Annotated in this window: 6 protein-coding genes and 1 pseudogene; all 7 read left to right on the top strand. The window is 31.6% G+C overall.

Annotated elements, in window-relative coordinates:
- Positions 1-1453: pseudogene (locus CQA53_RS12425) on the top strand (hypothetical protein); the annotation flags it as partial.
- Between the two features lie 10 nt (positions 1454-1463).
- Positions 1464-1910, top strand: a complete 447-nt coding sequence (locus tag CQA53_RS09810) for a hypothetical protein (protein WP_245945866.1) — start codon at positions 1464-1466, stop codon at positions 1908-1910.
- 105 nt (positions 1911-2015) lie between these two features.
- A complete protein-coding gene (locus CQA53_RS09815) occupies positions 2016-2240 on the top strand; it encodes a hypothetical protein (RefSeq protein ID WP_115543814.1) in 225 nt (74 codons plus the stop codon).
- A 5-nt stretch (positions 2241-2245) separates the two neighbouring features.
- Positions 2246-3769, top strand: coding sequence for an N-acetylmuramoyl-L-alanine amidase family protein (locus CQA53_RS09820; protein ID WP_115543815.1), 1524 nt, complete (start codon positions 2246-2248; stop codon positions 3767-3769).
- Complete coding sequence (locus CQA53_RS09825) at positions 3753-4340, top strand: hypothetical protein (RefSeq protein ID WP_115543816.1); 588 nt, start codon at positions 3753-3755, stop codon at positions 4338-4340. The genes CQA53_RS09820 and CQA53_RS09825 overlap by 17 nt, the downstream gene beginning before the upstream one ends.
- Positions 4341-4368: 28 nt before the next feature.
- Entirely contained in the window at positions 4369-5196 is an 828-nt protein-coding gene (locus CQA53_RS09830) for a BspA family leucine-rich repeat surface protein (protein ID WP_115543817.1), read from the top strand.
- Between the two features lie 420 nt (positions 5197-5616).
- On the top strand, positions 5617-6126 hold the full coding sequence (locus tag CQA53_RS09835; protein WP_115543818.1) for an Hcp family type VI secretion system effector: 510 nt from the start codon (positions 5617-5619) through the stop codon (positions 6124-6126).
- Positions 6127-6302: the final 176 nt, after the last annotated feature.

The raw sequence follows: 6302 nt of genomic DNA on the forward strand, positions 1-6302 counted from the left end.
TATAGCAAGAATGTCTAGCAATCCCTTAGCAGTATTCTTTGAATCTCATACAAATACAAGCAATACCAAGCTAGACGCTAAGAATCCTCTTATACTTTATCTAAAAACTTATTATGATAAAAGATTTATAGGCAATGATAAACAAATCAAATATGCCTTTGCTTTAATCAATACCAACGATAGAAATAATCCTGCGGTTACAAAGCAATGCCTAAAACCTTATCATAAAGATAATAATCCTTATGGATACATTATTTTAGAAAAAGAACAAGAAAATATCACAAAGTTAAATTTTAAATCTCAACTCACTTTAAAAGATATAAGCTATAATCCAACAAAAACAAATAATGACTCTCATACAAAATCCATACCATCTAAAGCCATAAGTGGCACAGATATATCTATCAAACTTTATTATGATGAATTAAAAGATAGATTCTATAAAGACTTACAAGATAAAAGATTAATTATCTTTGCAATATGTCCTAATATACAAGATGACACGCTTTTACAAGAACAACCCCAAAGTCCAAGCATGGATACTTCTTTAAGCTTTGATTTTCCTATGCCTATATCTTTAAGATTCAATGGTGAAGAATTGCAAGTGTTAGAGTATGGAGAGGTAAAGAGAGATAAAGTGTTTAAGTTAGATTCTCTAAGCCTTAGTAATCCAAAAGAAATGATTAAAGAATCTAAAGAGTATAGAATAGAAATAGATTCTCTCTTACCCATACCTTTAGCACAACAACACTATACGCTCAATGTATTAGATTCTAAAAATGATATTGTAGCTACTATCACAAACCACAATACACAAAATATCATTAATCCCGAAATACTTCTTGATGATAGATTCTCTCAATTTGCTGATATACTATTACAATACAAACAAAGCTTTGGGTTTGATAGGGTGAGATTGGAGGTGGAGAGTGGGGAGGAGGATTTAAGCAGCATTGAGGTTGTGGGGAAAAATGGTATGGATATAAATTTAATCTCCAAATATTCTATTGATATACTCAAACAATTAGGTAGAGATTCAAAAAATCACATTCTCACTATAACCAGCATTGCAAGAACACCACAACAACAAGCTAATATAATGTATAATTTAATTGTAAGCAATGGTGTATCACATGTAAGGGGAATTTATTCCAACAAGGTTTATTCAGTGATTAATGCATATCAACAATTAACGCAAAAGGATAAATCAAAAAATGATATAATAAAGGCTATGGAACAAGAAATTGAGCGATTAGTTCCTCTAGGATATTTTCAGCATTGTCAAGATTCTAAAGTGAAAAATGTATTTGATATTTCTGTGCGTAGACTCAAAAATCCTAATGATTTTTTAAATATAGCACAACGATATCAAAGCAATCATCAAGGCTTTAGAATTATTGATGAGACAATAAACAAAGCCCCTTGTTTTCATATAGAAATAACCCAACCTTAAAGGATTCTAAATGATAAAATATTTAATTATAACTTTAATATTACTTTTGAATCTGTATGGAATAGATGAATTAAAATCTGCCCATAAAAATTGTGAAATTTCATGTGATAAATGTGGGTTTTATATCACACAATCTTCTCATTATTTTGAAGAGATAAAAAAGCAAAATGAAGAAGATTATTTTGTGATGATGGACGATTTTACTAATTATCTTTATAGCACCAAATTGTATTTGCAAAAAAATAGCATAGATTCTGCATTCAAAAGTTTATCAATCAATGAATGTCCAATCCTACAATTTGGAAATTTCTCATTAGAGATTTCTAATATACAAAGCCCATATATTTTTATCATTTATCAAAAGGATAAAACCCCTGAAATTCTGCAAGATATAGGAATGCCAGAGGAACAAATCAATAAGTATTTTAATCTCAAAAACCCAAAGATTCCCAAATGAAAAATATATTATTGATCATATTTGTAAATTTGTGTGCGTATGCACTAAAGTTACCTAATATTACGCCAGAGATAATAAATTTGTAGGTAAAGGAGATAGCACAAGATGAAGAAAATTGTATTTTTAGTGTTTTTAATGTGTGGTGTAGTATTTGGTGATACTTATAAATCAAGGCTAAATGATGGCATTGTAATAAATGTCAAGCAATTAAGTGAGAGAAAGCTTAGCTTTGAGATAAAGCAGAAGGATTCTGTGTTGCTTAAAGGAACTGCTGTTAATAAATATAGCCATATAGGAATAGAAAGCGATGATAATGAAGATGGAGTATAGCAAGAATGTCTAGCAATCCCTTAGCAGTATTCTTTGAATCTCATACAAATACAAGCAATACCAAGCTAGACGCTAAGAATCCTCTTATACTTTATCTAAAAACTTATTATGATAAAAGATTTATAGGCAATGATAAACAAATCAAATATGCCTTTGCTTTAATCAATACCAACGATAGAAATAATCCTGCGGTTACAAAGCAATGCCTAAAACCTTATCATAAAGATAATAATCCTTATGGATACATTATTTTAGAAAAAGAACAAGAAAATATCACAAAGTTAAATTTTAAATCTCAACTCACTTTAAAAGATATAAGCTATAATCCAACAAAAACAAATAATGACTCTCATACAAAATCCATACCATCTAAAGCCATAAGTGGCACAGATATATCTATCAAACTTTATTATGATGAATTAAAAGATAGATTCTATAAAGACTTACAAGATAAAAGATTAATTATCTTTGCAATATGTCCTAATATACAAGATGACACGCTTTTACAAGAACAACCCCAAAGTCCAAGCATGGATACTTCTTTAAGCTTTGATTTTCCTATGCCTATATCTTTAAGATTCAATGGTGAAGAATTGCAAGTGTTAGAGTATGGAGAGGTAAAGAGAGATAAAGTGTTTAAGTTAGATTCTCTAAGCCTTAGTAATCCAAAAGAAATGATTAAAGAATCTAAAGAGTATAGAATAGAAATAGATTCTCTCTTACCCATACCTTTAGCACAACAACACTATACGCTCAATGTATTAGATTCTAAAAATGATATTGTAGCTACTATCACAAACCACAATACACAAAATATCATTAATCCCGAAATACTTCTTGATGATAGATTCTCTCAATTTGCTGATATACTATTACAATACAAACAAAGCTTTGGGTTTGATAGGGTGAGATTGGAGGTGGAGAGTGAGGAGGAAAAAATAGTTGTTATTGACGCTGGGCATGGTGGCACAGATGTTGGAGCAACACGCAATAATATATACGAAAAAACCCTCGCTTTATCTATCGCAAAAAAATTGCAAAACAGGCTTACAAATTATCAAGTTTATATGACAAGAGAGACCGATAAAGCTATGGGCATAAATGAGCGTTATAGATTTGCTAATACAATACAGCAACAAAACCCAGATAAAGAGATATTGTTTGTTTCTATTCATATTAATTCTAGCTTAGGTGAAACAACAAGCAGGGGCATTGAAGTACTGTATTATGACCACAAGAATTATAAAGTTGATAATCTCAAAGCTACAACACATCAATTAAATAAAACAGAAAAAAGTATAAAGTTAGGCAATATATTACGCAAGAAATTGAATAGGTTTATTTTAAGAACAAATTTTATTCATCATCAAGATAAAGTTGGTGTTATTAAAAGAACCAATATGCCAGCAATTCTTATTGAGTGTGGATTTATCAACAATACACAAGATAGAGAATTATTAATTTCGCAAGATTATCAGAATAAACTAGCAACATCATTTAAGGAGGCTATCGATGAATATTTTAACTAGAATCTTTATCATATTTCTTTTGGCTATCAGCGTATCTCACGCAAAAGATAAAGATTTAGTCGCTTCGCAGATTTTAAAATCTCTCATTGCCACAACTTGCGGACTAGATGATATGCAAGCAGACTTTTATCAAAGCAAATGCGAGCACTACACTTCGCTTCTTAATGAAGCTTATGAGGGGCGATTGTTGCACGATGAGGCTAGGCATAAGGCGGTGCGAGATAAGCTTAATGCGTTAATCGATGATGAATTTGAGCTTGAGCAATTAGCTCCACATTTTGCGACTATCAAGGCACTTGGGCTAGTGTTTGCAAAGGATTTTAGAGCATTTGCGACTATCAAAGATATGCTTTTTGCAGAGCATACGGAGGGTGTGGCGTATTTTGAGGATATGCGCCATCATTTGCCCTTTGCCCTGCTGGGAATCTACGCCCTTAGCTTGGATAATCAAGCAAGTAGCAAAGATTTGGAATTATTGCATAGCGAGGTTGCGCGACACAAAGGAAAAATATCAAATGATGAGTATAGTTTTTATGAATTATTGATAAAATATAAGGAAAGCAAATATTAATTTTTAAGTCTTTATTTAAGGGGATTCTATGAAAAGATTAGCATTAAGTTTGTGTGTGGGATTTATTGCTTTTTGGTTTATAGCGTGTGATAAGAGTGAAGTTTCAAGTAAGCAAGATTCTAGCAAGGTTATAGAATCTCAAAGTATAGATTCTCATACCAAGCCTTTGGGCGAAGTATCCACAGAATCCACGCAAACAGATTCTACGAACGTAGAATCTAGCCAAGCAGATTCTCAAAGTGTGGATTCTCAAGTGCAACAATCACAAGTCATAGAATCTCATCAATATCACCCACAAAATAGAGATGAGTTAGTCAAACTTGTGCGTGATGAGAGCATCAATCTAAGTGATATTGACACAAGCAAAATCACAAATATGGCGTGGATATTTTCTTCTATAACAAAGAAAAGTTGTGAGTCTATTAAAAACAATATTGACGAATGGATTGATTTAAAATCTTGTATCAATACCGCAGGGAATAGAAAAAATTTTCAAGGTATAGAAACTTGGAATGTCAGCAATGTAGCAACTATGGAGGGAATGTTTGCTTGGAGTGAAAGTCAATTTAATGAAAATATCAGCTCTTGGAATGTCTCAAAAGTTACTAATATGGGCTATATGTTTGCTGGCACTTTAGCTTTCAATCAGCCACTTGACAAATGGAATATTTCAAATGTGAAAAATATGGCTTATATGTTTGGTGAATCTAACAGCTTTCTACAAAACCTTGATTCTTGGAATGTGCAAAATGTTAAAAATATGAAGTTTATGTTCGCTCAATCAAAAATAGAAATAGAAAGTTTGAAGTTTGAGGGTAAAAATATGTTTCCAAAATGGTATAAAAGTAAGGAGTAAAAATGAAAATAGCTACAATACTTTAATGTATTTTCTCTCTTTAAACTTCTCAATAAAACACAATCTTTGCTGATTTTATTGTTCTATTAATTTTTACATACTCTATTATTCTATCGCAATCTTACCCAAATATTTTATAATTATAATACACTAAAAAACATCCATCACACAATATATTTCTTAATATCTCTTATATATATATCAGTAAGGAGAATCTTATTATAAAGAAGCTTAGTAATAATAAGTCTATTAATGAATAAGTTTATCATAAAAAGCTTACCACAAGCTAGCTTATTGTTAATACCCCTATTACCACACACCTCCCAACAAATATCTTAGTTATTAAATAATCTTAACTATCATTCAACCCTTTTTATGTTATAATCCTCTTACTATCAATATCAGCACAAAGGACTTATCATGGCACAACCAGCATATATTAAGATAGAAGGCTCAACTCAAGGCTTAATCTCTAGTGGTGCAAGCACAGAGGCAAGTATAGGCAATCGTTATCAAGCAGGACATGAAGATGAGATAATGGCTCAAGAAATCTCTCATATTGTTACAGTGCCTACAGATTCTCAAAGCGGACAACCAAGTGGTCAAAGAGTGCATAAACCCTTTAGCTTTACTTGCTCATTAAACAAATCTGTCCCCCTACTCTATAATGCCCTCACGAAAGGTGAGCGATTAAACAATGTAGAGATTCATTGGTTTAGAACTTCTACAAGTGGAGGAGCAGAACATTATTTTACTACTAAATTAGAAGATGCTATCATTACTGATATAGATTTAGTTATGCCTAATGCTCAAGAGAAAGACAATAATGATAAAACAGAACTTTTTAAAGTCTCTCTGAATTATCGTAAAGTGATATGGGAGCATATAGCTTCTGGCACAAGTGGAAGTGATGATTGGAGAAATGCTTAAGGGAACTACAACAAACAAGCAAGATGAAGCATTGGTTTCCCTATGCCCAACATTACGATTCAATAATATTGCAGTATGGGGAGTATTTATAAGTTGAAAGTTCAAAGTGGAAGCAAGGAATCTCTTCATGAATAATATGAATACTTCAAACATTCTCAACAATAATCATCCCTCTT

This window comes from Helicobacter didelphidarum, assembly GCF_003364195.1.
Classification (GTDB): Bacteria; Campylobacterota; Campylobacteria; order Campylobacterales; family Helicobacteraceae; genus Helicobacter_A; species Helicobacter_A didelphidarum.